Source organism: Streptomyces sp. NPDC052109, from assembly GCF_040680195.1.
Taxonomy (GTDB): Bacteria; Actinomycetota; Actinomycetes; order Streptomycetales; family Streptomycetaceae; genus Streptomyces.
Genome location: NZ_JBFAWF010000030.1, coordinates 43849 through 67990, shown reverse-complemented (window position 1 = coordinate 67990; position 24142 = coordinate 43849). Strand labels below are relative to the sequence as shown.

Annotated in this window: 24 protein-coding genes and 1 pseudogene; 11 read left to right on the top strand and 14 right to left on the bottom strand. The window is 72.1% G+C overall.

What is annotated here, in order from left to right:
• Positions 1-21: 21 nt before the first annotated feature.
• From AB0L59_RS37770 to AB0L59_RS37760, 3 genes and pseudogenes are all read right to left on the bottom strand, one after another.
• Positions 22-1194: pseudogene (locus tag AB0L59_RS37770) on the bottom strand (MFS transporter); the annotation flags it as partial.
• Between the two features lie 66 nt (positions 1195-1260).
• Positions 1261-1719 (bottom strand): MarR family transcriptional regulator, encoded by a 459-nt coding sequence (locus AB0L59_RS37765; protein WP_365591447.1) that lies wholly within the window; start codon positions 1717-1719, stop codon positions 1261-1263.
• 49 nt (positions 1720-1768) lie between these two features.
• Positions 1769-2653 carry a LysR substrate-binding domain-containing protein gene (locus AB0L59_RS37760; RefSeq protein ID WP_365591445.1) on the bottom strand — a complete coding sequence of 295 codons (885 nt, stop codon included), beginning with the start codon at positions 2651-2653 and terminating at the stop codon, positions 1769-1771.
• Between the two features lie 120 nt (positions 2654-2773).
• Between AB0L59_RS37760 and AB0L59_RS37755 the strand changes: the two genes are divergently transcribed.
• The 7 genes from AB0L59_RS37755 (at position 2774) to AB0L59_RS37725 (ending at position 9185) form a co-directional block, all read left to right on the top strand.
• Positions 2774-3445: a succinate dehydrogenase gene (locus AB0L59_RS37755; RefSeq protein ID WP_365591491.1), complete on the top strand. Its 672-nt coding sequence runs from the start codon at positions 2774-2776 to the stop codon at positions 3443-3445.
• A 1-nt stretch (position 3446) separates the two neighbouring features.
• Positions 3447-5396, top strand: coding sequence for a fumarate reductase/succinate dehydrogenase flavoprotein subunit (locus AB0L59_RS37750; protein ID WP_365591443.1), 1950 nt, complete (start codon positions 3447-3449; stop codon positions 5394-5396).
• Positions 5393-6142 (top strand): succinate dehydrogenase/fumarate reductase iron-sulfur subunit, encoded by a 750-nt coding sequence (locus AB0L59_RS37745; protein ID WP_365591442.1) that lies wholly within the window; start codon positions 5393-5395, stop codon positions 6140-6142. Before AB0L59_RS37750 ends, AB0L59_RS37745 begins: the two co-directional genes overlap by 4 nt.
• A 238-nt stretch (positions 6143-6380) precedes the next feature.
• A complete protein-coding gene (locus tag AB0L59_RS37740; RefSeq protein ID WP_365591440.1) occupies positions 6381-7151 on the top strand; it encodes a GNAT family N-acyltransferase in 771 nt (256 codons plus the stop codon).
• Positions 7151-7960, top strand: coding sequence for a lysophospholipid acyltransferase family protein (locus tag AB0L59_RS37735; protein WP_365591438.1), 810 nt, complete (start codon positions 7151-7153; stop codon positions 7958-7960). The genes AB0L59_RS37740 and AB0L59_RS37735 overlap by 1 nt, the downstream gene beginning before the upstream one ends.
• Positions 7961-8045: 85 nt before the next feature.
• The gene (locus AB0L59_RS37730) at positions 8046-8606 is read left to right on the top strand and encodes a hypothetical protein (protein ID WP_365591437.1); all 561 of its coding nucleotides are present in this window, start codon (positions 8046-8048) and stop codon (positions 8604-8606) included.
• A 63-nt stretch (positions 8607-8669) separates the two neighbouring features.
• The gene (locus tag AB0L59_RS37725) at positions 8670-9185 is read left to right on the top strand and encodes a hypothetical protein (RefSeq protein ID WP_365591436.1); all 516 of its coding nucleotides are present in this window, start codon (positions 8670-8672) and stop codon (positions 9183-9185) included.
• 9 nt (positions 9186-9194) lie between these two features.
• Here the strand turns inward: AB0L59_RS37725 and AB0L59_RS37720 are convergent, their stop codons facing one another.
• From AB0L59_RS37720 to AB0L59_RS37710, 3 genes are all read right to left on the bottom strand, one after another.
• On the bottom strand, positions 9195-11525 hold the full coding sequence (locus AB0L59_RS37720; RefSeq protein ID WP_365591435.1) for an excinuclease ABC subunit UvrA: 2331 nt from the start codon (positions 11523-11525) through the stop codon (positions 9195-9197).
• A gap of 29 nt (positions 11526-11554) precedes the next feature.
• A complete protein-coding gene (locus tag AB0L59_RS37715; RefSeq protein ID WP_365591433.1) occupies positions 11555-11749 on the bottom strand; it encodes an antitoxin in 195 nt (64 codons plus the stop codon).
• Between the two features lie 75 nt (positions 11750-11824).
• Entirely contained in the window at positions 11825-12832 is a 1008-nt protein-coding gene (locus tag AB0L59_RS37710) for an LLM class flavin-dependent oxidoreductase (RefSeq protein ID WP_365591431.1), read from the bottom strand.
• Positions 12833-12903: 71 nt separating this feature from the next.
• Between AB0L59_RS37710 and AB0L59_RS37705 the strand changes: the two genes are divergently transcribed.
• Entirely contained in the window at positions 12904-13395 is a 492-nt protein-coding gene (locus tag AB0L59_RS37705; protein ID WP_365591430.1) for a hypothetical protein, read from the top strand.
• A 25-nt stretch (positions 13396-13420) separates the two neighbouring features.
• On the opposite strand, the gene AB0L59_RS37700 is transcribed toward AB0L59_RS37705, so the two are convergent.
• Positions 13421-13636, bottom strand: coding sequence for a dodecin (locus AB0L59_RS37700; protein ID WP_365591428.1), 216 nt, complete (start codon positions 13634-13636; stop codon positions 13421-13423).
• 220 nt (positions 13637-13856) lie between these two features.
• On the opposite strand from AB0L59_RS37700, the gene AB0L59_RS37695 reads away from it, so the two are divergent.
• Positions 13857-15110: an extracellular solute-binding protein gene (locus AB0L59_RS37695; RefSeq protein WP_365591426.1), complete on the top strand. Its 1254-nt coding sequence runs from the start codon at positions 13857-13859 to the stop codon at positions 15108-15110.
• A gap of 352 nt (positions 15111-15462) precedes the next feature.
• On the opposite strand, the gene egtD is transcribed toward AB0L59_RS37695, so the two are convergent.
• The 4 genes from egtD to egtA are packed head-to-tail and all read right to left on the bottom strand — an operon-like array spanning position 15463 to position 19902.
• A complete protein-coding gene (gene egtD / locus AB0L59_RS37690) occupies positions 15463-16422 on the bottom strand; it encodes an L-histidine N(alpha)-methyltransferase (protein WP_365591424.1) in 960 nt (319 codons plus the stop codon).
• Positions 16419-17234, bottom strand: coding sequence for an ergothioneine biosynthesis protein EgtC (gene egtC, locus AB0L59_RS37685; protein WP_365591422.1), 816 nt, complete (start codon positions 17232-17234; stop codon positions 16419-16421). The genes egtD and egtC overlap by 4 nt, the downstream gene beginning before the upstream one ends.
• Positions 17234-18571, bottom strand: coding sequence for an ergothioneine biosynthesis protein EgtB (egtB, locus tag AB0L59_RS37680; RefSeq protein ID WP_365591421.1), 1338 nt, complete (start codon positions 18569-18571; stop codon positions 17234-17236). Before egtB ends, egtC begins: the two co-directional genes overlap by 1 nt.
• Positions 18568-19902, bottom strand: a complete 1335-nt coding sequence (gene egtA, locus AB0L59_RS37675) for an ergothioneine biosynthesis glutamate--cysteine ligase EgtA (RefSeq protein ID WP_365591419.1) — start codon at positions 19900-19902, stop codon at positions 18568-18570. The genes egtB and egtA overlap by 4 nt, the downstream gene beginning before the upstream one ends.
• Before the next feature lie 281 nt (positions 19903-20183).
• On the opposite strand from egtA, the gene AB0L59_RS37670 reads away from it, so the two are divergent.
• Positions 20184-21086 carry a TIGR02452 family protein gene (locus AB0L59_RS37670; protein ID WP_365591418.1) on the top strand — a complete coding sequence of 301 codons (903 nt, stop codon included), beginning with the start codon at positions 20184-20186 and terminating at the stop codon, positions 21084-21086.
• On the opposite strand, the gene AB0L59_RS37665 is transcribed toward AB0L59_RS37670, so the two are convergent.
• Together AB0L59_RS37665 and AB0L59_RS37660 are read right to left on the bottom strand one after the other, a co-directional pair.
• Positions 21071-21517 (bottom strand): type II toxin-antitoxin system PemK/MazF family toxin, encoded by a 447-nt coding sequence (locus AB0L59_RS37665; protein WP_365591416.1) that lies wholly within the window; start codon positions 21515-21517, stop codon positions 21071-21073. The genes AB0L59_RS37670 and AB0L59_RS37665 overlap by 16 nt on opposite strands.
• A 282-nt stretch (positions 21518-21799) precedes the next feature.
• A complete protein-coding gene (locus AB0L59_RS37660) occupies positions 21800-22195 on the bottom strand; it encodes a hypothetical protein (protein WP_365591415.1) in 396 nt (131 codons plus the stop codon).
• A gap of 179 nt (positions 22196-22374) precedes the next feature.
• Between AB0L59_RS37660 and AB0L59_RS37655 the strand changes: the two genes are divergently transcribed.
• A complete protein-coding gene (locus AB0L59_RS37655; RefSeq protein WP_365591413.1) occupies positions 22375-22566 on the top strand; it encodes a hypothetical protein in 192 nt (63 codons plus the stop codon).
• Positions 22567-22627: 61 nt separating this feature from the next.
• Here the strand turns inward: AB0L59_RS37655 and AB0L59_RS37650 are convergent, their stop codons facing one another.
• Positions 22628-24118 (bottom strand): SPFH domain-containing protein, encoded by a 1491-nt coding sequence (locus tag AB0L59_RS37650; protein ID WP_365591411.1) that lies wholly within the window; start codon positions 24116-24118, stop codon positions 22628-22630.
• Between the last annotated feature and the right edge of the window lie 24 nt (positions 24119-24142).

Here is a 24142-nt window from a genome sequence, read left to right as displayed (position 1 = left end):
CATGGAGTGGTCCGCGTGTGACTCGGCCTGCCGTACCAGGTGGTGGCCGGTGGCGAGGATCGGGATCGCGAGGACGAACGTGGCGGCGCCGAGGTAGAACGGCACGCTCAGATCCGTCGCGTCGGCCAACTTGCCGGCGACGTACGGCGCGAGGCCGCCCCCGATGAACCGCAGGAAACCGTACGCGGAGGAGGCGACGGGGCGTTCCACGGGCGAGACGAGCATCACGGCCTGGGTGGTGAGCGTGTTGTTGATGCCGATGAAGGCGCCGCTGACGATGACCGCGACGATGACCACGACCGGTGTCTTCACTCCGGCGGCGATGACGGCCATCACGATGCCGAGTCCGAGCAGGTTGGCGTAGAGCACGGGCGCTGAGCCGAAGCGGGCCTGCAGGCGCGGCGCGAAGAGGACGCTGAAGACCGCCACCAGCAGGCCCCAGCCGGTGAAGACCAGTCCGAGCTGACGGGCGCTGAGCTCCATCGGGTAGGGGGCGTAGCCGAGCATGGTGAAGAAGCCCCAGTTGTACAGAAGGGCCACGATGCCCATGGTGAGCAGTCCGCGATGGCGCAGGGCCTTGAGCGGGGCGAGGGGCGAGGTGGGCCGGGCGGGCTTGGGCAGCGACGGCACGAAGGCCAGGGTCGCCACCAGGGCTATCGCCATCAGCACCGCCACGCCGAAGAAGGGGCCGCGCCAGCTGATGGCCCCCAACTCGCCGCCGAGCAGCGGCCCAAAGGCGATTCCGAGGCCGAGAGCCGTCTCGTACAGGATGATCGCGCCGCCGAAACCACCGCTGGCGGAGGCGACGATCACGGCGAGGGAGGTGGCGATGAACAGCGCGTTGCCGAGCCCCCAGCCCGCGCGGAAGCCGACGATGCCGTTGATGGAGTCGGAGGTGCCGGCCAGGGCGGCGAAGACGACGATGAGGGCGAGACCGGCCATCAGGGTGCGCTTGGCGCCGAGGCGGCTGGAGACCCAGCCGACGACCAGCATGGCCACGGCGGTCACGATCAGATAGCTGCTGAACAGCAGGGAGACCTGGCTGGGTGTGGCGTGCAGGCTCTGGGCGAGGGCGGGCAGGATCGGATCGACCAGGCCGATGCCCATGAACGAGATCACGCAGGCGAACGCGACGGCCCAGACGGCCTTCGGCTGCTTGAAGGGACTCGCGGCTCTTCCATGCGAAGCACTCATGTGCGGTGTTCTCCCGGGGGGTTGAGGGAGGTACGGATGGTGGCGGGAGGGACAGGACGGCGGGGGTCAGCGGCGGGCCGCGCGGTCCTCTATCGCGCGGGCCAGGGCCGGCAGGGCCAGCCGTACCGCGCGCCGTTCCGGCTCGGTGAGCTCGTCGACGAGTTCGGCCAGCGCCTCCGCCCGTTCGGCGCGGCGTCGCCGGAAGACGTCCATGCCGGTGTCGGTCACCTCGACCAGGACGCCCCGGCCGTCGCGGCTGTCGGCGGTGCGCCGGACCAGGGCCGCCCGCTCCAGCCGGGTGACGAGCTGCGTCATGTTGGGCTGGGAGACGCCCTCGGCCCGGGCCAGATCGGTCAGCCGCTGCGGGCCCTCGCGGTTCAGCCGGGAGAGGGCGGAGGAGGCGGCGGTGCTCAGTCCGCCTGCCGTGGCACTGCGGCGCACGTACCGGACCAACTGCTCGACCGCGATGATCAAGTCCTCCGGCGAGGCCTCGGCCCCGCCATTTTCCATAACCCGCTTATGCATAAGCCTATTATGCAGATAGATGTAGCCTGAAACAAGACTGCGCGGGGTGTCACCGCTCCAGCAGCATCCGCTGCAGCTCCCGTGCGGCCCGTGGCGGAGCCACGTCGCTGCGGTGGGCCAGGGCGATCGTGCGGTACAGGCCCGGCCTGGCCAGCGGGGTCACCCGCAGACCCCGCCCGGACCGGGTCGCGACCATGCGCGGCACGACGGCGACGCCGAGCCCCGCCCGGACGAAACCGAGGACCGCGTCCATCTCGCCGCCCTCCACCGCGAAGTCCGGCTCGAAGCCCTCGGCGCGGCACGCCGCCACGGTCAGCTCCCGCAGGTCGTAGCCGTGCCGGAACATCACCAGACGCTCGCCCTCCAGATCGGCGATGTGCACCACCCGCCCGCCCCGCCCCGGCGCCGGCGCCTCCGGGGAGGACACCACGACCAGGTCCTCCCGCAGCAGCTCCACGGTGGTGAGCGCGGGCGACGGCGTCGGCAGTGGCAGCACGACCAGGGCGAGGTCGAGCGCGCCCCGGGCCAGTTCCCGCACCAGGTCGTGCGAGCCGCCCTCCTCGATCAGCAACTGGATGCCGGGATAGCGGTCGTGGAAGGCGCGCAGCACGTCCGGCAGCAGGCCCGTGCACAGACTCGGCGTCGCCCCCAGCCGCACCCGGCCCCGCCGCAGCTGCACCAGCTCCTGCACCTCGTACCGGGCCGTGTCCGCGTCGGCCAGGATCCGCCGGGCCAGCGGCAGCAGCGCCTCGCCCGCGTCGGTCAGCGTGATGTTGCCCCGGGCGCGCAGGAACAGATCCGCGCCCAGCTCCCGCTCCAGCGCCTTGATCTGCTGCGACAGCGACGGCTGGGCGACATGCACCAGCTCGGCGGCGCGGGTGAAGTGCCGGGTCTCGGCGACCGCGACGAAGTACTGGAGCTGCTGGAACTGCACCCTGCAAGGATAGCTTGAGCCTATGGAATCAAGCTGGACCATGTCTTGGACTGATCGGCTCCTTGGCCCCTAGCGTGCTGTGCCATGGCTCTGGCAACGCGGACGGACCGACGGCCGTCCATGGCGCGCACGATGTGGGACTCCTCCGTCGGCAAGAAGACGGTGATGGCCGTCAGCGGTCTGATCATGCTGCTGTATCTGATCGCGCACATGATCGGCAATCTGAAGATCTACTTCGGAGCGGGCGAGTTCAACCACTACGCCCACTGGCTGCGCACCATCGGCGAACCCTTCATGCACTACGAGTGGACGCTCTGGCTCATCCGGATCGTCCTCGTCGTCGCCGTGGTCGCCCACGCCACGTCCGCGTACCAGCTCAGCCGCCGTGACATCAGGGCGCGGCCCAGCAAGTACGTGCACTCACGGCCCCGGGCGAGCTACGCCACCCGCACCATGCGCTGGGGCGGCGTCATCCTCGGCCTGTTCATCGTCTGGCACATCCTGGACCTGACCACCGGCACCGTGCACTCCGGCGGCTTCCAGGAGGGCCACCCGTACCAGAACGTGGTCGACACCTTCTCCACCTGGTACGGCGACGTCATCTACATCGTCGCGATGCTCGCGCTCGGCCTGCACATCCGGCACGGCTTCTGGAGCGCCGCGCAGACCCTCGGCGTCGGCAGCCGTGCCCGCGACCGCGCCCTGAAGACCGTCGCCAACGTCCTCGCGCTTGTGCTCACGGCCGGCTTCATCGCCGTACCCGTGGGCGTCATGACCGGAGTGGTGAGCTGACATGACCGAATACGTGAACTACACGACGGGCGAGCCGGTCGTCGACGGCAAGGCCCCGTCCGGCCCGATCAGCGAGCGCTGGGACAAGCGCCGCTTCGAGGCCAGGCTGGTCAACCCGGCCAACCGGCGCAAGCACACGGTCATCGTCGTCGGCACCGGCCTCGCGGGCGGCTCCGCGGGCGCGACCCTGGCCGAACAGGGTTACCACGTCGTCCAGTTCTGCTACCAGGACTCCCCGCGCCGTGCCCACTCCATCGCCGCGCAAGGAGGCATCAACGCGGCGAAGAACTACCGCAACGACGGCGACTCGATCCACCGGCTGTTCTACGACACCGTCAAGGGCGGCGACTTCCGGGCGCGCGAGTCCAACGTGCACCGGCTCGCGCAGATCTCGGTCGAGATCATCGACCAGTGCGTGGCGCAGGGCGTGCCGTTCGCCCGTGAGTACGGCGGTCTGCTCGACACCCGCTCCTTCGGTGGCGTCCAGGTCTCCCGCACCTTCTACGCCCGCGGCCAGACGGGCCAGCAGCTCCTGCTCGGCGCCTACCAGGCGCTGTCCCGGCAGATCGCCGCCGGGAACGTGGAGATGCATCCGCGCACCGAGATGCTGGACCTGATCGTCGTCGACGGACGGGCCCGCGGCATCGTGGCCCGGGACCTGATCACCGGCAAGATCGACACGTACTTCGCCGACGCCGTCGTGCTGGCCAGCGGCGGTTACGGAAACGTCTTCTACCTGTCGACGAACGCCATGAACTCCAACGCGACCGCCGTGTGGCGGGCGCACCGGCGCGGCGCCTACTTCGCCAACCCCTGCTTCACGCAGATCCACCCGACCTGCATCCCGCGCACCGGCGACCACCAGTCCAAGCTCACCCTGATGAGCGAGTCGCTGCGCAACGACGGCCGGATCTGGGTGCCCAAGGCCCAGGGCGACACCCGTCCGCCGAACCAGATCCCCGAGGACGAGCGCGACTACTACCTGGAGCGCATCTACCCGTCCTTCGGCAACCTGGTCCCGCGCGACATCGCCTCCCGCGCCGCGAAGAACGTCTGCGACGAGGGCAGGGGAGTGGGCCCCGGCGGCCAGGGCGTCTACCTCGACTTCGCCGACGCCATCCAGCGGATGGGCCGGAAGGCGGTCGAGGCGAAGTACGGCAACCTCTTCGACATGTACCAGCGGATCACCGACGAGGATCCGTACGAGGTGCCGATGCGGATCTACCCGGCCGTGCACTACACGATGGGCGGCCTGTGGGTCGACTACGACCTGCAGACCTCCGTTCCCGGCCTGTTCGCGATCGGCGAGGCCAACTTCTCCGACCACGGCGCCAACCGGCTCGGCGCCTCCGCGCTGATGCAGGGCCTGGCCGACGGCTACTTCGTGCTGCCGGCCACCATCAACGACTACCTGGCCCGCAACCCGCACCAGGAAGCGGTCACCGCCGAACACCCCGTGGTGCAGGAGGTGCTGGCCGAGACCGAGGACCGGCTGCACCTGCTGCTGTCCGTCGACGGCGACCGCACCCCCGACTCCTTCCACCGCGAACTCGGTGAACTGATGTGGGAGTTCTGCGGCATGGCACGCACCGACGCCGGGCTGCGCAAGGCCCTGGAGCGCATCCCGCAGATCCGGGAGGAGTTCTGGCGGCGCATCAAGGTGCCCGGTACCGGCGAGGAGTTCAACCAGTCGCTGGAGAAGGCCAACCGGATCGTCGACTACCTGGAGCTGGCCGAGCTGATGTGCCTCGACGCGCTGCACCGCGCCGAGTCCTGCGGCGGCCACTTCCGCGAGGAGTCCCAGACCCCGGACGGCGAGGCCGCCCGCAGGGACGACGAGTTCGCCTACGCGGCGGCCTGGGAGTTCACGAGTACGGGCTCTGCTCCCGTCCTGCACAAGGAAGACCTGGTCTTCGAGTACGTCCACCCCACCCAGCGGAGCTACGCATGAAGCTCACCCTGCGCGTCTGGCGGCAGAAGAACGCCGACGCCGAAGGCACCATGTCCACGTACGAGGTGGACGGCATCTCGGCCGACATGTCCTTCCTGGAGATGCTGGACGTCCTCAACGAGCGGCTCATCCTCGCCGGCGAGGAACCGGTCGCCTTCGACCACGACTGCCGCGAGGGCATCTGCGGCGCGTGTTCCCTCGTCATCAACGGCGAGGCGCACGGTCCCGAGCGCACCACCACCTGCCAGCTGCACATGCGGTCCTTCGCGGACGGCGACACGATCGACATCGAGCCGTGGCGGGCCGCCGCGTTCCCGGTGATCAAGGACCTGGTCGTGGACCGCTCCGCGTTCGACCGGATCATCCAGGCCGGCGGCTACGTCACCGCGCCGACCGGATCCGCCCCCGAGGCGCACGCCACCCCGGTGCCGAAGGCCGACGCCGACTTCGCCTTCGAGCACGCGGAGTGCATCGGATGCGGGGCATGCGTGGCCGCGTGTCCCAACGGGGCCGCGATGCTGTTCACCTCCGCCAAGGTCAACCACCTCAATGTCCTGCCCCAGGGCGCGCCCGAGCGGGAGACGCGGGTGCTGGACATGGTGGCCCAGATGGACGCGGAGGGCTTCGGCGGGTGCACGCTGACGGGGGAGTGTGCGACCGCCTGCCCGAAGGGGATTCCCCTGGTGTCGATCACCAGCATGAACAAGGAGTGGCTGAGGGCCAACCGGAAGGTGGGGAAGCGGTAGCCCCCCCACCGAGAGGGAGAACGTTCGCCACGGACGGCGGGCGGGCGGGGCCGGGAGTGGTGCTCACCGGCCCCGTCTGGTTTCCCGTGATCGGCCGGACCCCGGCGTTCAGCATTCCCACATCCTCTCTCCTGGCACAGGTCACGCACCGGCCAACCGGCGTCGGAAGAACAGGGGAGGCGGGCCGTACGCACCGCCCGCCGCCGTCGCCGAACCGGCCCGTGACCAGGAGAGAGCCATGACCGGCGTTTCCACCCTCGACCGCCCCCCACAGCCCGCGGCACCCACCCGCTACACCGTCACCCTCGCCCGTGACGAGGACGACGTGCGGGCCGCCCAGCAGTTGCGGCACGATGTCTTCGCCGGTGAGATGGGGGCCCTGCTGGCCACGCCGCATCCCGGACTGGACGTCGACGCCTTCGACGCCTACTGCGACCACCTGCTGGTGCGCGACACCGCCACCGGACAGGTCGTCGGCACCTACCGGCTGCTGCCGCCGGAGCGGGCCGCGGTGGCCGGCCGGCTCTACTCCGAGGGCGAGTTCGAGCTGGCCGCGCTCGACCCGATCCGGCCCGGACTGGTCGAGGTCGGCCGCTCCTGTGTGCACCCCGACCACCGTGACGGCGCGGTCATCGGCCTGATCTGGGCCGGGATAGCCCGCTACATGGTCGACCGCGGGCACGAGTGGCTGGCGGGCTGCTGCTCGGTGCCGCTCGCCGACGGCGGGGCCCTCGCCACGGCCACCTGGGAGCGGGTGCGCGCCAAGCACCTGGCACCCGAGGAGTTCCGGGTACGGCCGCTGCTGCCGTGGACCCCTGACGCCGGTGCCCCGGCCGGACACAGCGACCTGCCCGCCCTGCTGCGCGGCTACCTCCGCCTCGGCGCCTGGGTGTGCGGCGAGCCCGCGCACGACCCGGACTTCGGGGTCGCCGACCTGTACGTGCTGCTGTCGATGCGCCGGGTGAACGCGCGCTACCTGCGGCACTTCCTCTCCCTCGTGCCGGCCTGATGAGTGTCTGGTTGCCCAGCGCGCCCTGCACCCCGGGCGCCTGTGTGGAGCCGGTCCGGGCCGCTGCGGCCGTACCCCGGGCCGTGCTGCGGCTGACCGCGGTGGTGGTCCTGATGCTGGCCGGGATCGCGCTGTCCCCGCTCGGCGGGAGGATCCCCACCGAGTGGGTCAGGCGATGGTGCCGGGCGCTCGTGCGGGCCATCGGGGTCCGGGTCCGCGTCACCGGCGCCCCCGCTCCGGTCGGCGGGCTGCTGCTGGTCGCCAACCACGTGTCGTGGCTGGACATACCGCTGCTGGCCGCCGTACGCCCCGCCCGGATGCTCGCCAAGACCGAGATCCGCCACTGGCCGGTGGCCGGCGCACTGGCCGCGCGCGGCGGGGTCCTGTTCATCGAACGGGACCGCATCCGCGCCCTGCCCGCGACGGTCGCCCGGATCGCCGAGACCCTGCGCGAGGGCGCGGCCGTGGCCGCGTTCCCCGAGGGCAGCACCTGGTGCGGGCGGGCGCAGGGCCGCTTCCGCCGGGCCGTCTTCCAGGCCGCGCTGGACGCGGACGTGCCCGTGCAGCCGGTCAGCCTGCGTTACCGGCAGGCCGGCGGCGGCCCGAGCACGGCGGCCGCGTTCGTCGGCGAGGACACCCTGCTCGCCTCCCTGTGGCGGGTGGCCCGTACCCGGGGCCTGGTCGCGGAGGTGGAGGTCCGGCCGGTGATCCCGCCGGGCGCCCACCCCGACCGCCGCGCCCTCGCCCGGGCCGCCCAGTCGGTCACCCCGGAGCCCGCCTGGACTCACGTGGCACTGGTCTCCAGCTGACACGGATTCACCGAAAAAAGCTTACATATGCCGCGAATGGGAAGACGGACTGTGCACATCACTACTCCCTGAGGAGCGTGTGGCCATGTCCACGGGAACGCTTCTGGCGATCATCATTCCCATCGTGGTGGTGATCGCCCTGGCCGCTGTGGCGGTCTCACTGTTGATGCGACGCCGTCACCTCCGTGAGCGCTTCGGTCCGGAGTACGAACGGACGGTCGAGGGATCCGACAGCCGGCTCGCCGCCGAGCGTGAGCTGAGGGAGCGCGAGAGGCGACACGACTCGCTGGAGATCAAACCACTGCCCCCCGTCTCGCGGGACCGCTACACGCGGGAGTGGAGCAGCGTCCAGGAGGAGTTCGTCGACCGGCCGGCGGATGCGGTGCACGACGCGGACCGGCTGGTGACCTCCCTGATGCACGAGCGCGGCTATCCGACCGAGGGGTTCGAGCAACAGATGAAGGACCTCTCGGTGGAGCACGGCACCACGCTGCAGCACTACCGGGCCGCGCACGAGGTGGAGACCCTCTCCACCCGCAAGCGGGCGACGACCGAGCAGCTGAGGGGTGCCATGGTGCACTACCGTGCCCTGTTCGACGAGTTGCTCTCCGACGGCGGCGGCCGGGCGCAGCCCGCCGGGTCCTGACGGCCGCCACCATCCGGCATGCCCGCCCCTGACCCCCATCACCATCCGGCATGGAGGAACGCCATGCACAGCAACGAGGAAGTGGACCGCACGAGCGGCGGTCTGTCCACCGAAGACCTCGCCGAGCCGTCCGGCACCGGAGCGGAAGCCGAGCCGGCCTCCTCGGGAGCCCCCGTCTATCCCGGCGAGAGCACCGCGACGCATAGCGCGGGCGGCGAGTCCGCCGGGGGCGGGGCCGGCGCGGCCACCGACGCCGCCGACACGGGCGCCGCGACCGCCGAGGGCGCCCCGGACACCTCGGAAGACGAGGCTCCGCAGCTGCTGACGGACGACGAGGAACGCACCTTCCGCGACCGGTGGCAGCAGACCCAGAACAAGTTCGTGGACGATCCCCGCGAGGCCGTGCACGACGCCGACACGCTGGTGGCGGACGTCATGCAGACCCTGGCGTCCACCTTCGCCCAGCACAAGAAGGACCTGGAGGCCCAATGGAGCCAGGGCGAGCGGGTGGACACCGAGGAACTCCGTGGGGCGCTGCGCCGCTACCGTTCGTTCTTCAACCGCTTGCTCAGTACGTGAGCGCCCTTCTCAGGGCATGACCCGGGCCAGGTAGGGCGCCGTGGCACTGCCCGCCGCCCGCGCCACCCGCTCCGGCGGCCCCGACGCCACGATCCGCCCGCCCCGGTCACCCCCGCCGGGGCCCAGGTCGATGACCCAGTCCGCGTCCGCGACCACGGTCATGTCGTGCTCGACCACCACGACCGTGTGCCCCGCGTCGACAAGCCCGTGCAGCCGGTCCATGAGCACCTCCACGTCGGCGGGGTGCAGTCCGGTGGTCGGCTCGTCCAGCAGATAGAGGGTGTGGCCGCGCCGGCCGCGCTGCAGCTCGCTCGCCAGCTTGATCCGCTGTGCCTCACCGCCGGACAACTCGGTCGCGGGCTGCCCGAGCCGCAGATAGCCGAGGCCTACGTCGAGCAGGGCGCGAAGGCTCCGGGCGGCCGACGGGACGTCGGCGAAGAACTCCGCGGCGGCCTCCACCGTCAGATCGAGCACCTCGGCGATGTTCCGGCCCCGGTAGGTCACCCGCAGTGTCTCCGGGTTGTAGCGGGCGCCGTCGCAGTCCGGGCACGGCGCGTACGTGCTCGGCAGGAACAGCAGCTCGACGCTGACGAACCCCTCGCCCTGGCACGTCTCGCAGCGCCCGCCGGGGACATTGAAGGAGAACCGGCCGACGCCGTACCCGCTCGCCTTCGCCTCCTCCGTCTCGGCGAACACCTTGCGCACGACGTCGAACAGGCCGGTGTAGGTGGCCAGGTTGGAGCGCGGGGTGCGCCCGATCGGCCGCTGGTCGACCCGGACCAGCCGGTCCACGCCCTCCAGCTCCTGCGTCAACTCGCCGATGAGTGTGGACTTTCCCGAACCGGACACCCCGGTGACGGCGGTGAACGCGCCCAGCGGGAACCCGGCCGTCACCGCGCGCAGGTTGTGCCGGGTCACCGGCCCCACCTCCAACCAGCCGCGCGGGGAGCGGACCTCACGCGCCGGTCCCGGGGACTCGTCGAAGAGGTACGCGGCCGTCGCCGAGTCCTCGACCGACGCCAGCTCGGCCGGCGGCCCGCTGTACAGCACGCGTCCGCCGTGCTCGCCCGCGCCGGGGCCCACGTCCACCAGCCAGTCGGCGCCGCGCACCACCTCCAGGTGATGCTCCACCACGAACACAGAGTTGCCCGCGGTCTTCAGCCGGTCCAGCACGGTCAGCAGCGCCTCGGTGTCCGCCGGGTGCAGCCCGGCGGACGGCTCGTCCAGGACGTAGACCACGCCGAACAGCCCGGACCGCAACTGCGTGGCCAGGCGCAGCCGTTGCAGCTCGCCCGCCGAGAGGGTGGGCGTGGACCTGTCCAGGCTCAGATAGCCGAGGCCCAGCTCGACCACCGGCGCGATCCGGGACTTCAGGTCCTCGATGAGGACCCGTGCGGACTCGTCGTGGCCGTCGAGCAGCCCGGCGAGGTCGGTCAGCGGCAGCGCGGCCAGCTCGGCGATGGTCCGCCCGCCGATGGTCACCGCGAGCGCCTCGGGCCGCAGCCGGCTGCCCCCGCACACCGGGCAGGGCGCGGCAGCCAGGAAACGTTCCGCCTTCGCCCGCAGCGACGCGGACCTGGTGTCCGAGAAGGTCTTCAGCACATACCGCCGGGCGCTCATGTACGTGCCCTGGTAGGGCCGTTGGATACGGTCCGCGTCCCGCACGGGGTGGACGGTGACGACCGGCTGCTCGTCCGTGAACAGGATCCACTCCCGCTGCTCGGCGGGCAGCTCGCGCCAGGGCCGGTCCACGTCGTGGCCGAGCGCGTCGAGGATGTCGCGGAGGTTCTTGCCCTGCCAGGCGCCGGGCCAGGCGGCGATGGCGCCCTCGCGGATGGACAGCGAGGGGTCCGGCACCAGCAACGCCTCCGTGGTGCGGTGCACTTGGCCGAGCCCGTGGCACTCCGGGCAGGCTCCCGCCGCGGTGTTCGGCGAGAACGCGTCCGAATCGAGGCGCTCGGCCCCCGGCGGGTAGTGACCGGCGCGGGAGAACAGCATGCGCAGCGAGTTGGAGAGATTGGTGACCGTGCCCACCGAGGAACGGGAGGTGGGGGCCGCGCGGCGCTGCTGCAGCGAGACCGCCGGCGGCAGCCCGGTGATCTCGCCGACCCTGGGCGCCCCGACCTGGTGGATCAGCCTGCGGGCGTAGGGGGCGACCGACTCGAAGTAGCGCCGCTGTGCCTCGGCGTAGATCGTGCCGAACGCCAGGGACGACTTCCCCGAGCCGGACACGCCGGTGAACACGGCCAGTACGTCGCGCGGGATGTCCACGTCGACGCCCTTGAGGTTGTGCTCACGGGCGCCGCGGACGCGGACGCAGGGGTCATGTGGGCTGTGCATAGAGGGGAGACTCTATCCGCCCCCGTGTGCTACGACTGCGGAGGGTTGTCCCGGTTCGGCCGCGTGCCGAACTCGTCCCTCGCCCTGTCCTGCGCGGCGTCGACCTGCGACTGGTACGTGTTCCCGGTGCGCCGGTCGATGTAGTCGCCGCCCTTGTCGATGCCCTTGTCGGCCATGCCCTCATGGCCCTTGAGCATGCCTTTGATCTTGTCCATGAAGGACATGGCAGCCCTCCTCGTCGCTTGAGGCCTTCCCTTCCAGGGTCACCGGCACCGGCGGGGCTCGCATCTCGAGCCAGGTCAGCCGCCCGGTGCGAAGAGCGCGGCGAGCCCGCGGTAGGAGTCCACCAGCGCGGTGCGGTCGTAACCACTGGTGGTGACCAGCACCTCGTCCGCGCCCGTCTCCTCCAGCACCGTCCCCAGTTCGTGGGCGACCTGGTCCCGGGTACCGGCGATGTGACCGGCGAGCCCCGCGTCGTAGAAGCCGCGTTCCTTGGTGGTCATCGGGCCGGCCTCGATCTCCTCGGCCGGGGCGAGCGGCGGGAAGGTGCCGTGGGTGCGCGCGTACGCCATCGACCAGGCCTCCGGGACCAGCAGCCGCCGCGCCTCCGCCTCGGTGCCGGCGACCGCGACCGTGCCGGAGATCACGACGTACGGGTCGGACGCCCAGGGGGAGGGCCGGAACAGGGAGCGGTACTGGTCGATGCCACGCAGCATCTTCTCGCGGCCACGCAGATCGCCGATCACCATCGGCAGCCCGGCGCGCGCCGCGATCCGGGCACCCTCGCCCATGGCCAGCACGAACGGCGGCACCCGCAGCCCTTCCGCCGGGCGCGCCCGCACCCCGGCCGGCGAGCTGCCCTCGAACCAGCCCAGCAACTCACCGAGCTGTGCCGCGAAGTCCCCGGCGACCTCCTTGTCCCGGCCGAGGGCCTTGCGCACCCCGTCGGTGAAGCCGACGGAACGGCCCAGCCCCATGTCGATCCGGCCGGGGAACAGGGACTCCAGGACACCGAACTGCTCGGCGACGACCAGGGGTTGGTGGTTGGGGAGCATCACCCCGCCGGTGCCGACCCGGATCGTACGGGTGGCCGAGGCCACCGCGGCGGCCAGCACGGTCGGCGCGGAACCGGCGACGCCGGGCACTCCGTGGTGCTCGGACACCCAGAAACGATGGTAGCCGAGCGCCTCCGCCTCACGCGCCAGCGCCACGGTGTCGCGCAGCGCCTCGGCGGGCGGATGCCCCGCGCGGGTGCGGGAACGGTCGAGGACGGAGAACCGGGTCCGGGCTATGACGGTGCTGCTCACGCAGTGTTCAACGTCCTGACGGCCCGGGGATTCCCGGGCCGGCCCCGTCGGTCCGGCTAGGCTGGGTCCACGTGACAGACAGCAACAGCCGTCCGCTCGCCGTGTTCGACCTCGACAACACCTTGGCGGACACCGCTCACCGGCAGCACTTCCTGGAGGTGCGGCCGAAGAACTGGGCCGCGTTCTTCGCCGCCGCACCCGCGGACCCGCCCCTCGCCAGAGGTATCGCGCTGGCCGTGGAGAGCGCCCGTGAGTGCGAGGTGGCCTACCTCACCGGGCGCCCCGAGCGGTGCCGGCGCGACACGCTGGACTGGCTGGCGGCCCACGGACTGCCGGAGGGGCGGGTGCACATGCGGGGCAACGCCGACCGCAGGCCCGCGCGGTTCGCCAAGCTGGAGATCCTGCGCCGGCTCGCGCAGGACCGCGAGGTCCGTGTCCTCGTGGACGACGACGAACTGGTCTGCGACGACGCGGAGCGCGCCGGGTTCACCGTCGTACGGGCCCGCTGGGCCGCGAAGTCCGCGGTGCTCGAAGAGGCTCAGGAACGGGAGGGCCGCACCTGAGTCGCCGGGGACCGGCCGGACCGCGTCAGGTCTGGTCCTCGAGGCGGAAGCCCACCTTCAGCCCCACCTGGTAGTGCTCGATCCGCCCGTTCTCGATCTGGCCGCGGACCTGGGTCACTTCGAACCAGTCCAGGTTGCGCAGTGTCTGGTCGGCACGGGCGATGCCGTTGCGGATGGCCTGGTCGATGCCTTCGTGCGACGTGCCGACGATCTCGGTGACCCGGTAGGTGTGATTCGACATGAGGGTGCTCCTCTCGTGTCACGCCGTACTCCACCGTGCCCCATCCCTGCCCCGCCCGCACGGCGTCCCGTGCCTACCGCCGGTAATGCCTGTCCCCCTTGACCCCCCGCATTGGTCCATACCAAAATCCAGCACACCCGTACGAGCGTCACCCCGCGTCCCCCCACGTCGGGCCCCGCCCCCTGTCCGCACGCTTCCGCCAGACAGAACAGGACCCCTCGTGAGACGTCGTCTGCTCGCCGTCGTGTGTGTCACCTGCTCCCTCGTCAGCGCCTGCGGGATGCTCCCGGGCCAGCACGAACGCAAGACCGTCACCGTGTGGCTGATGAAGGACAGCGCCTCCGAGGATTTCCTCCGGCGCTTCACGGCCGACTTCGAGCGCACCCACAAGGACCTGCGCCTCGACATCCGCATCCAGTCCTGGAACGGCATCGTCGACAAGGTCGACAAGGCGCTCAAGGACGACTCCGGGCACGGACCCGACGTCATCGAGGTCGGCAACACCCAGGTGCCGCTGTACGCGGACGGCGGCAAACTCGCCGACCTCACGTTGGAGTCGATGCGCGACTGGGGCAAGGACAAGTGGCTGCCCGGCCTCGCCGAGCCGGGCAAGGAGGGCAACGCGCAGTACGGCATCCCCTGGTACGCCGCGAACCGGGTGGTGATCTACCGCAAGGACCTGTTCCGGGCGGCCGGCATCACCCGCCCGCCGAAGACCCGCGAGGAGTGGCTCGCCGACACCGGGAAGCTCAACTCCGGTGGCAACCAGGGGATTTACCTCGCCGGCCAGGACTGGTACACGCTCTCGGGGTTCATCTGGGACGAGGGCGGCGACCTCGCCCGGCAGAAGGACTACCAGTGGCAGGGCACCCTGGACAGCCCGGCCGCGCTGCGCGGCATGGACTTCTACCGGCGGCTGCAGGCGCTGGGCCGCGGTCCCGTGGACGCGGACGAGGAACACCCGCCGCAGGCCGGGGTGTTCGCCGGCGGCTCGGTGGCGCAGATCATCGCCGTACCGGGACTCGCCCAGTCGATCGTGCGGCAGAACCCGGACCTGAAGGACAAGCTGGGCTTCTTCCCGGTGCCCGGGAAGTCCGCCGGGCGGCCCGGCACCGTGTTCACCGGCGGCTCCGACCTCGTCGTCCCCGACCACACCAAGGACCACTTCGCCGCGACGGCCGTGGTCGGGGCGCTCGTCGGCGCCAAGTGGGACACCGAACTGGCCCACACCATGAACTACGTCCCCAACAAGACCACGCTGGCGGGCGCGGTGGCGGGTGAGGAGGGGGTCGCCGCCATGGCCGCGGGCGCGGCCCACGGCCGGGCGACCCCCAACACCCCTCAGTGGGCCGACGTCGAGGCCGACAACCCGATCAAGGAGTACATGACCCGGGTGCTGAACGGGGCGGACCCGCAGGCGGAGGCCCGCCGGGCTTCCCGGAAGATCACCGAGCAGCTCACCCCGGACGTGTGAGTGCCGTCGACGTCCCCGCGGACCACTACTGGGGCACCCAGACCCGACGGGCCCTGATCCACTTCTCCATCGGCGCCGAGGTGAACCCGACCCCGTGCGAGGCGACGGTCACGGCCTGCATCCCGGCAGGCGCCCGCACCAAGGTGCGCGGGTACCGCACAGAAGGCATCCGGCCCAACCGGGAGGACACCACCCTGCACGAGCGGCGGCACTCGCCTCCGGTTACATCGGCGCCGACGACTTCGACCGCATCGTCCGACCGGCCGCCATGGTCGGTCGGACGTGGAACGGAGCGGACGTCAAGAGGGTGCCGACCGGAAGGGGAGCGCAGAGCTCACCTCGGACCTGTGACTCAGCGCACCACGCTCAGCGACAGCGCGAAACGGCCCTCCGCGTCCGTCCACCAATGGGTCAGCTCCATCCCGACGGCGGCCAGTTCGGCGGTGACACCGTCCTTGCGGAACTTCGCGGACACCTCGGTGCGCAGCTCCTCGCCCGCGGCGAAGTCCACCGCGAGGTCCAGCGCGGGCACCTTCACGGTCTGCGCGACACGCGAGCGCAGCCGCATCTCGATCCACTCGTGCGTGGCGTCCCACAGCGCCACGTGGTCGAAGGTGTCCGGATCGAAGTCGGCGCCCAGTTCGCGGTCGACGACGGCCAGCACGTTCTTGTTGAAGGCGGCCGTCACCCCGGCCGCGTCGTCGTACGCCCGGACCAGCACCCGCTCGTCCTTGACCAGGTCCGTGCCGAGCAGCAGCCCGTCACCCGGCCCGAGCAGGGAGCGCACGGAGGCCAGGAACTCGGCGCGTTCGGCGGGCAGCAGATTGCCGATCGTGCCGCCGAGGAAGGCCACCAGCCGGGGACCGGGCGTGGCGGGCAGGGCGAGCGGGGCGGTGAAGTCGGCGATCAGCGCATGGACGTCGAGGTCCGGGAGTTCCTCGACGAGTGCCTTCCCGGCCTGGGTGAGGGCGCTCTCGCTGACGTCGACCGGGACGTACGCCGAGGGGGCGAGCGCGTCCAGGAGGAAGCGGGTCTTCTCCGAGGAGCCCGAGCCCAGTTCGATCAGCGTGCGGGCACCGCTCGCGGCGGCGATCTCGCCGGACCGGGTGGCGAGGATCTCCCGCTCGGCCCGGGTGGGGTAGTACTCGGGCAGCTCGGTGATCTGCTCGAACAGCTCGCTGCCGCGGGCGTCGTAGAACCACTTGGGCGGCAGCCACTTGGGATGGACGGTGAGGCCGTTGAGGACGTCGGCGCGCAGCGCGGCCTCCGTCGCGTCCTCGGGGAGTGTGCGGGTGACGTGCAGGGGGCTCACGTACAGGGCTCCTTCGATGATGGGGGTCCCCCCGCTCGAGCGGAGTCGAGAGTGGGGGAGGACGCCGGATCCTCCAGGGGTGCGAGCAGCACGCCGGCGCGGCTCGCGGTGAGCACGGTGCGGTCGGGGACCTCCTGCCAGAGCGGGTCGTCGTCGTACGGCTCGGAGGCGACGACCGTGCTCCGGCCGGGCTCCGTGCGGTACCAGAGGGTGTCGCCCCAGGCGGTGGCGGCTATGGACGTGCCGTCCGTCAGCAGCAGGTTGAGCCGTGAGGCCGGGGCCGCCTCTGCCAGGCGGCGAACCGTTTCACCGAGGGCTTGGTCCGGCTCGTCGCCGCAACGCAGCCGGTGCAGGACCAGCGCCCAGACGAACGCCGAGTCGGTACGGGCCTGCAGCGACAGCAGCTCGACCGGGGGCAGCAGGGACACCAGCGGGGCCGCCGACGCGGGCCAGCCCGCGACGGCGCCGTTGTGGCTGAACAGCCACCGCCCCGAGGCGAAGGGCGCCGCGGCGGCCTCGGCGTCGGCTCCCGCGAGCGTCGCGTCCCGTACGGCGGCCAGGACGGCGCCGGAGCGCACCACCCGGGCCAGGTCGGCGAAGGACAGGTCCGCCCAGATCGGCCCCGCCCGCCGGTAGCGAGCCGGTACGGGGTCGTCCCCGGCGTACCAACCGACCCCGAAACCGTCGGCGTTGACGGTCCCATAGCGCTGCCGCCGGGGTGCCCACGACTGGCGCAGCAGGCTGTGCCCGGGCTCCACGAGAAGCCGTGCGAGCGGCTGCTCGGGCCCCACATAGGCCAGGTGGCGGCACATCAGACGGCCTCCGAGCGGGCGGTGCGGAACCCGGAGAAGATCTGCCGCCGGATCGGGTAGTCCCAGTTGCGGAACGTACCCCGGCAGGCCACCGGGTCCACGGCGAACGAACCGCCGCGCAGCACCTTGTGGTCGGAGCCGAAGAACACCTCCGAGTACTCCTTGTACGGGAAGGCCTGGAACCCCGGGTACGGCAGGAAGTCGCTCGCCGTCCACTCCCACACGTCACCGATCAACTGCCGTACGCCCAGCGGCGACGCGCCGGCCGGGTAGCTGCCGGCGGGCGCGGGCCTGAGGTGCCGCTGGCCCAGGTTGGCGTGCTCCGGTGCCGGATCCGCGTCGCCCCACGGGTAGCGCAGGGAGCGGCCGGTGACCGGATCGTGTCGGGCGGCCTTCTCCCACTCCGTCTCGGTGGGCAGCCGGCGCCCTGCCCAGCGGGCGTACGCGTCGGCCTCGTACCAGGACACGTGCAGCACCGGCTCGTCCCGCGGGACCGCCTCGGTGACCCCGAAGTGCCGCCGCAGCCAGCGGTCGCCGTCCCGGCGCCAGAACAGCGGCGCGGTGATCGAGTGCTGCTTGATGTGCCTCCAGCCCTCCGGGGTCCACCAGCGCTCGGTGTCGTAACCGCCGTCCTCGATGAACGCCTGGTACGCCCCGTTCGTCACCGGGGTCGTGTCGATCCAGAAGGGCGCCACCTCCCGGACGTGGGCCGGGCGTTCGTTGTCCAGTGCCCACGGCTCGGCCGAGGTGCCCATCGTGAACGGGCCGCCGGGCACCAGGACCTCCGCCGGACCGGTGAACGGCGAAACCGGTTCCGGATCCGGGGCGGTCAGCGCCTGCGGGCCCTTTCTGAGCTGATGGGTGATCAGCATCGTCTCGTCGTGCTGCTGTTCGTGCTGGGCGATCATCCCGAAGGCGAATCCGGCCTCGGTCAGCCGGGTGCCGTGGAAGTCCGCGCCCGCCAGCAGGTCCATGACCCGGCCGCGCACCTCGGCCGCGTACCGGCGGGCCTCGGCGGGCGGCAGCAGCGGCAGCGAGGGCCGCTCGGCCCGTGGGTGCTCGAAGGCGTCGTACAGGCTGTCGATCTCGGGCCGCATGGCGTCCCGGCCGCCGACCGCCCGCAGCAGCCACAGCTCCTCCTGGTTGCCGATGTGCGCCAGGTCCCACACCAGCGGGGACATCAGCGGCGAGTGCTGGGCGGTGAGGTCCGGCCCCTCCACGCAGCTGGTCAGCAGAGTGGTGCGGTCGCGAGCGGTGGTCAGCGAGGCCAGCACACGCTCGCGCAGCGCCTCGGTGTCCACCTCGGTCGTCGCGGTGTCGGTCTCGGGGGCGGTCATGTGCGGATGTCCTTCCTGCCGTGGGCGGTGCGGCCGGGCCGGGACGGGATCAGTTTGCCGTCGTGCAGGTGGTCCAGCAGGTCGTCGGCGGGGCAGCGGCCGCGCGCGACATGGCGGTCCCGGTACGCGGCCACCGCCTCGGTGACCTCGGCGGTGGCGCCGAGCCGGGGCAGGGCCTCCAGCGCCGCCGCGAAACACACGGCGGCGGCCTCGCGCAGCTCCGGGTCGGCGAGCCCGTGCCGGGCCGCGTCGGTCCACAGCGGGTTGTGCGGGGCGGGCAGGTTCAGGGTCCGCTCCGCGAGGGGTTTCACGGTCCGGTACGCCGTCTCTGCGGCCTCCGGATCGTCGAACAGCGCGGCCGTCACCGCGAGCGGCACGATCCAGCCGTCGTCCCCGGGCTGCGCGTCGATCATCCGCAGCTCCAGGTGCCCGCGCGGCCGGACCGGCGGGAACAGGGTGGTCAGGTGATACTCCAGGTCCGCCCTGGTGGGTGGCCGGGGCGACCGGGAACGCGTCCACTCCCGGAAGGTGAGCCCCTCGGGCACGTCCCACGGCCCGCTGTCCCGGCGCACGCACATCACCGGCGAGTCCAGGACGTGCCGGGCCCAGGCGGCCCGTGGCTCGCCGTGGAGCGGGGGAGCGCCCGCGCGGCCGGCGCCGATCTCCAGCCACAGCAGCTGCCGGGTGGACCGCCAGCCCGTGGGCTCGCGGCCGATCAGCGGGGAATTGGCGAACGCGGCGACCAGGACGGGCCCCAGCTGATGGGCCAGCCACCAGCGGCGCGCGTGCCCCAGGGGGCCGGGCTCCTCGTGGCCGGCGTCCACGCAGACCTGTACCGAGGCGGAGGCGCACATCATGTGGCGGCCCGCCGGGCCGGTGCGGTCCAGACAGGTCTCCATCGCGTCGTAGCGCGGCTCGTGCAGGAACCTGCGGGGTATGTGCCAGGGGTCGTGGCCGATGCCGACCAGCGCGAGACCCTCCCCGGCGAGGACGGCTCGGACGGTGTCCAGGTCGGCGGAGACGGTCTCGACGCACTCCATCAGGGAGGCGGCGGGCGGCGAGCTCAGCTCCAGCTGGCCGCCGGGTTCGACGGTGAGCGGCGAACGCAGGGGCAGGGCCCGCAGAACCGCGTAGACCGCTTTGAGCCGTTCGGGTGTCACGGGGAGCTGCGGACTCCGCAGCTCGTGGATGAGCCACTCCAGCTCGACACCGAGCGAGCGGGGCGGTCCGGTCTTGAAGCAGATGCCCCTGACCAGGGCCTCCACCTCGGCTTCGGTGACGGCGGTGCGGTGGTTCGTACAGTCTCCACCGTCACTCCGTGAGTCGGACATGTCGGGATCCTCCTGAGATTCCACCATGTCGCCGGCCCGGTGCGGACGTGGGGCCGCCGGGCAGGCACTCGTTCCACCCAAGACCCTTGAGCCGATTCGCACAAGGGTGCCCCTCCGGACGTTCTGGTTCCGTCATCTCCGTTTCCGTATCCGTTCTCCGGACCGTTCCGGGGGCGGGAAACTTCGTTGCGCCGCATCACCAGCATCACCCAGGATGCGTGCATGAGCACGACGGGAGAGACCGCGCGGGCCGCGCTCACGGCGCCCACGGGGGTGGCGCCGTGAGCGCGCGCCTGCGCGGGATCGCCGCGGAGACGGAGCGGATCGTGGCCGCGGGCCGGTATCGCGCGGCCGACGGCCAAGAGGTGTCCCTCGCCGCCGAGATCCAGGTCGCGCGGGCCGGTACGCGGATGTTCGGACCGGAACCGGTTTCCGTACGGCAGCCGGGCGAGGCCGGTCCCTCCGGGATCACCGCGTCCGGCCCGGCACGCACGACGGACACCGTTTTCGAGGTCACCGGCGAGAGCAGTCTGGAGGCCGCCCGCCGACTGGCCGACATGCCGGTCGCCGTCCTGAACTTCGCCTCGGCACGCAATCCCGGCGGCGGGTATCTCAACGGCGCCCAGGCCCAGGAGGAGGCCCTGTGCCGCGCCTCCGCGCTGTACGCCTGCCTGCTGACGGCCCGCGCCTTCTACGACCACCACCGCGCCCACCGCGACCCGTTCTACACGGACCGCGTGATCCACTCACCGGCGGTCCCGGTCTTCCGCGACGACCGGGGAGGGCTGCTGGCCGAGCCGTACCGCGCGGGCTTCCTGACCGCGGCGGCCCCCAACGCGGGCGTCGTACGGCGTACGGAGCCGGAGCGGGCCGCCGCGCTGCCGGGCGCCCTCGCGGTACGGGCCGAGCGGGTGCTGGAGACGGCGGCCGTCCACGGCTATCGCCGGCTGGTGCTCGGCGCCTGGGGCTGTGGAGTGTTCCAGAACGACCCGGCGCAGGTCGCGGGCGCGTTCCGGCTGCTGCTCGGCCCGGGCGGCCGGTTCGCCGGGGCGTTCGAGCACGTGGCCTTCGGGGTGCTGGACCGGACGCCGGGAACGGTGGTGCGGAAAGCGTTCACACGAGCGTTCCCGGAATCGCGGAACCCCGCGGCCGGTGCGCCGTACGCCGGTCAGGCCCAGTTGTAGCGCTCGTGCAGCCGCTGCCGGACCAGGTTGAACCGCATCCGGTCCAGCGCGCACGCCTCACGGCGCATGCCGTCCTCGTGCAGCCGCAGGACGCGGTCCACGTCCACCCAGGAGTCCCGGCCCGACCGGTCCCACGGCCCACTGCCGATCGCGACCCACTCGCGGTCGCCGTCGTGCCGCTTGCTGGACAGCTGTACGGCGAGAAGGGTGCCGGCCGCCTCGCGGGCGACGACCAGCACCGGGCGGTCCTTTCCCCGGCCGTCGTTCTCCTCGAACGGCACCCAGGTCCACACGATCTCGCCGGGGTCCGGGTCGCCGTCGTGGGCCGGGGAGTACTCGGTGCGCACCCGGCCGACCTGGCGCGGGTCGGCCTCGGTGGTCGCGTGGGGGCCGTGGCGGCCGGGGACGTTCTCATCGGTAAACGTGGTCACGGGGGCACCCTAGTGGGCGCCACCGGGGGCGCAATGGGCGGCCGCCGTCCGGGCGTTGTGGGGATGAGGTCCCGGCTGCCGTGCCCGGGGGACGCGTGGGCGGCCGGGACCGACGCCCTCGGGCGTGCTCGGCCCGGTGGTCGAGGTCCGGCTTGGGGCTCCGCCGGTGTCGTGCGGGCGGGCGAGGCCGGTGAGGCGCCCGCGGTGACGTGCGGGTGGGCGAGGCCCGGGGAGGTCCGGCCGGCGGTGTGCCGGTCATCGAACCGGTCGGGAATCGGTCGGTCAGGCCCCGGGGCGGGTGCCGATCCGCATGCCGGGGCGGCGCTGATGCACGGTCACATAGGTCAGCCCCGCGTCACCGGCGGTGACGCTGCGCGTGGCGCCGTGCGGCAGCCAGACCAGGGCGCCCTCGGTGAGCGGCTGCGGTTCGTTGGCCGGCCCCGCGCCGAGCAGGCCGTCCCCGGCCGTGACCAGGAGCATCACATCCAGCTGTGTCTCCGTGTGGGGCGAGATCCGGTCGCCCGGAGCGAGCCGCACCACGTTGGCGTCGAGTTGCCGACCGCTCTCGGCCAGCTTCCACAGCACCCCGCTCGGGACCGGCGGACTCCCGGCCGGCGTCCGGGTGTCGCACAGCACGCGGCCCGCCGGCCCGCTGTCCATCGGGGACGGCGACGTCATCTGGTGTTCCCCTCGGCTCTTCCGTGTCCGGGTCAACAGGTGCCCACACCGGCCCCGAGCGCGTCCGCCTGACCACCCGGCCGAACTTTCCGCGCGCCGGGCTGGCCGGGTTCGCCGACCATGCCGACCCGCGGGTGCGCGCCTTGGCCGTCCGGGACCCGTAGGCGGCGTCCGCCACCGTGGAGCACCTCATCGGGGACCCCGACCCGGAGGTGCGGTCCGCGTCGGCCCGGCACCCGAACCTTCCGCAGGCCCGGCTCGTCGAGCTCCTCGCGGACGAGGAGCTCGCCCATGCGGCCGCTGCGAACCCCGTGTCGGACGCGGCCATGATGCACCGTCTGCTGCACACGCGGGGCCGGTACTTCCGGTGAGCCGCGACCGGGCGGGGCGAAGGCCCGAGGTGCCCGGGACGCGCCCCGCCTCCGGCCCTCCTCAGTCCTCGTCCACAACCACCGGCAGCGTCGGCGGCCCGGGAGGCACCGCTCCGTTCACGGAGGGCGAGGCGCCGTGCGCCGCCGGGGCGTTGTCGCCCATCGTCGCGAGCAGTTTCCGGGCGAGGCCGAGGCCCGTGCCGCCCATGGTGAGCGCCTTGGCGAACAACTCGCCCATGCCGTCCGCCCCGTTGAGCAGCACCATGTTGTCCACGTTGCCGAACGCGGCCGCACCCGCCTGGACGATCTCCGGCCACTTCTCGGCGAGTTGCTGGGCGACGACCGCCTCCTGGTTCTCGGCGAGCGCGGCGGCGCGCGCCTTGATGGCCTCGGCCTCCGCGAGGCCCTGCGCCCGGGCCGCCTCGGCCTCCGCGAGGCCCTTCGCCTGTGCGGCGGCGGCCTCGGCCTCACCGGTGGCCCGGGTGGCGGCGGCAGTCGCCGCACCCCGCGTCTCGGTCGCCTCGGCCTCGGCGGCCGCGGCGGTCTTCACCCGGGTCGCCTCGGCGGCGGCGGCCAGCTCCGTCTCCTTCGCCTTGGCCTCGGCCGCCGAGATCCGCGCGTCGCGGTCGGCCTCGGCGAGCGTCCGCTTCTCGTAGGCCGCGGCGTCCGCCGGCTTGCGGACATCGGCCTGGAGCTGCTGTTCGCGCCGGTGCGCCTCCAGTTCGGCGACCCGCGTCTCCTGGACGACGACCTCCTGCCGGGCCCCTGCCGCGGCGAGCGGACCGGCCTGCTGCGCCTTCGCCGCCGCCTTGTCCCGTTCGGCCTGGTAGCCGGCCTGCAGGATCTCGCTGTCCCGGGTGGCCTCCGCCATCCGTGCGAACGACTGCTGCTCGGCCTCCGTGGCCAGCCGGTTCGCCTCGGCCTGCGCGATGCGCGCGTCCCGCTGCACGGCCGCCGCGTGCGGCATGGCCAGGTTCTGGATGTATCCGGTCGGGTCCTCGATCTCGTGGATCTGCAGCGAGTCCACGATCAGGCCGAGCTTCTCCATCTCCGTACCGCAGGCAGCCCGGGTCTGCCCGGTCAGCTTCTCCCGGTCGCGGATCATGTCCTCGACCGTCAACCCGCCCACGATGGACCGCAGATGACCGGCGAACACGTTGTGCACCCGCTCCGCCATCAGCTTCTGCTGGTCCAGGAAACGGCGGGCCGCGTTGGCGATCGACACGAAGTCGTCGCCCACCTTGAAGATGACCACGCCCCGCACCTTCAGCGGAATGCCCTGGTGTGTCACGCAGTCCACGTGCAGCTCGGTCTCGTTCAGGTCGAGGGAGAGCTTGCGCACCGCCTGCACACCCGGCAGGACGAGGGTTCCGCGTCCCGTGACGATGCGGAATCCCATGCCCTCCTCCAGGCCCTCGGTCCGGTGCGTGGACCCGGAGATGATGAGCGCCTCGTTGGGCTCGGCGACCCGCCACATCAGCTTGAACAGACCGATCAACACGAGAACGGTAACCACGACCGCCCCCGCAACGACGCCGACGACCATCGGCATTCGCCCCCTTGGCCTGGTGCCCGT

What these genes read in the sequence shown, in the direction of transcription:
- AB0L59_RS37750 (WP_365591443.1), top strand. Translation starts at nt 3,447, where the DNA reads ATGACCGAATACGTGAACTACACGACGGGCGAGCCGGTCGTCGACGGC.
- egtA (WP_365591419.1), bottom strand. Translation starts at nt 19,902, where the DNA reads ATGTCCGACTCACGGAGTGACGGTGGAGACTGTACGAACCACCGCACC.
- AB0L59_RS37650 (WP_365591411.1), bottom strand. Translation starts at nt 24,118, where the DNA reads ATGCCGATGGTCGTCGGCGTCGTTGCGGGGGCGGTCGTGGTTACCGTT.
- egtB (WP_365591421.1), bottom strand. Translation starts at nt 18,571, where the DNA reads ATGACCGCCCCCGAGACCGACACCGCGACGACCGAGGTGGACACCGAG.
- AB0L59_RS37745 (WP_365591442.1), top strand. Translation starts at nt 5,393, where the DNA reads ATGAAGCTCACCCTGCGCGTCTGGCGGCAGAAGAACGCCGACGCCGAA.
- AB0L59_RS37765 (WP_365591447.1), bottom strand. Translation starts at nt 1,719, where the DNA reads ATGCATAAGCGGGTTATGGAAAATGGCGGGGCCGAGGCCTCGCCGGAG.
- AB0L59_RS37700 (WP_365591428.1), bottom strand. Translation starts at nt 13,636, where the DNA reads ATGTCGAATCACACCTACCGGGTCACCGAGATCGTCGGCACGTCGCAC.
- AB0L59_RS37725 (WP_365591436.1), top strand. Translation starts at nt 8,670, where the DNA reads ATGCACAGCAACGAGGAAGTGGACCGCACGAGCGGCGGTCTGTCCACC.
- AB0L59_RS37660 (WP_365591415.1), bottom strand. Translation starts at nt 22,195, where the DNA reads ATGACGTCGCCGTCCCCGATGGACAGCGGGCCGGCGGGCCGCGTGCTG.
- egtC (WP_365591422.1), bottom strand. Translation starts at nt 17,234, where the DNA reads ATGTGCCGCCACCTGGCCTATGTGGGGCCCGAGCAGCCGCTCGCACGG.
- AB0L59_RS37740 (WP_365591440.1), top strand. Translation starts at nt 6,381, where the DNA reads ATGACCGGCGTTTCCACCCTCGACCGCCCCCCACAGCCCGCGGCACCC.
- AB0L59_RS37730 (WP_365591437.1), top strand. Translation starts at nt 8,046, where the DNA reads ATGTCCACGGGAACGCTTCTGGCGATCATCATTCCCATCGTGGTGGTG.
- AB0L59_RS37735 (WP_365591438.1), top strand. Translation starts at nt 7,151, where the DNA reads ATGAGTGTCTGGTTGCCCAGCGCGCCCTGCACCCCGGGCGCCTGTGTG.
- AB0L59_RS37720 (WP_365591435.1), bottom strand. Translation starts at nt 11,525, where the DNA reads ATGCACAGCCCACATGACCCCTGCGTCCGCGTCCGCGGCGCCCGTGAG.
- AB0L59_RS37715 (WP_365591433.1), bottom strand. Translation starts at nt 11,749, where the DNA reads ATGTCCTTCATGGACAAGATCAAAGGCATGCTCAAGGGCCATGAGGGC.
- AB0L59_RS37755 (WP_365591491.1), top strand. Translation starts at nt 2,774, where the DNA reads ATGGCGCGCACGATGTGGGACTCCTCCGTCGGCAAGAAGACGGTGATG.